The organism is Cribrihabitans pelagius, from assembly GCF_048820915.1.
GTDB classification, from domain to species: Bacteria; Pseudomonadota; Alphaproteobacteria; order Rhodobacterales; family Rhodobacteraceae; genus Cribrihabitans_A; species Cribrihabitans_A pelagius.
Map to the genome: position 1 here is coordinate 1 of NZ_JBMERR010000065.1, position 871 is coordinate 871.

Below are 871 nucleotides of genomic sequence, written 5' to 3' on the forward strand. Positions count from 1 at the left end.
ACGCGTGGCTTGCCGTGGGACTTGGGGAAGAAAGGCTCAAGGCGCGCCATCTGCGCGTCAGTTAGCCAGAAAAGATCAGACATGGTCACCGCTCGTTTTCGAGCCGTGAATCATGCCGATAGCCGAAGATCAATGGGTCCTGACCCTAGAGCCAAACCGCCAAGGCCCAGACGCCAGCTACAATAGTCGGGTAGAATGTCCCGGCAGACCCCAGGGCCCTCAGCGGCGGAGCCCAGTGGTAACCAGCCCAGAACAGCACCCGCATCAGCGCAAACGACAGGCCAAGCGCGACCGCGACGGCGCCGCCGAGGGTGACTGCCGCGAAGGGCCACAGCGCCAACGCCAGGAGCAGCTGCTCCACCGTGTTGGTCAGCACCCGCTGGTCAATTTCGGCGGCCGAGCCCGGCGCCGGCGCCGCGCCATCGATCAGCCTGTCATCGAAAAACCGCCGCTGCGCCAGCCGGCCGATAACCAGGGTCAGAAAGATCCCCGGCCCGAGGAAAGCCACGGGCAAGGCGGCAGGGGCCGGAAGATAAGGCAGCTCCAGCCATTGCGGCAGACCGGTGACGAGCACGCCCCAGAGCGCGCCCAATCCCATTCCGGCCAGGATCTGACCGCGTTTTTGCCCTGTCACTATGTCACTCCCCTGCCAGCGGATCCGGCCCGCCAAGGCTTAGTGCGGTACAGCGGCGTTTCCAGGAGGCAAAAGGCGGCAACCGCTCGCGCCAGGCGGCACGCAGCAAATGGACACCTCCGAAATCCGTGATTTTCTGATGTGCGGGGTAATATGAGCAGCCCTGGGGGGCTGCTACTGCGGCCTGATTGGCTTAGCGCTGTAGGTTCGAGGGGCGTGAGCCGTTAGGCGGGCGCA

At 64.8% G+C, this 871-nt stretch carries 1 protein-coding gene and 1 pseudogene; both read right to left on the reverse strand.

What is annotated here, in order from left to right:
* Positions 1-83 (reverse strand): annotated as a pseudogene (locus ACOHX0_RS21875) (IS5/IS1182 family transposase); the annotation flags it as partial.
* Between the two features lie 62 nt (positions 84-145).
* The gene (locus ACOHX0_RS21880) at positions 146-634 is read right to left on the reverse strand and encodes an MAPEG family protein (protein ID WP_420679361.1); all 489 of its coding nucleotides are present in this window, start codon (positions 632-634) and stop codon (positions 146-148) included.
* Between the last annotated feature and the right edge of the window lie 237 nt (positions 635-871).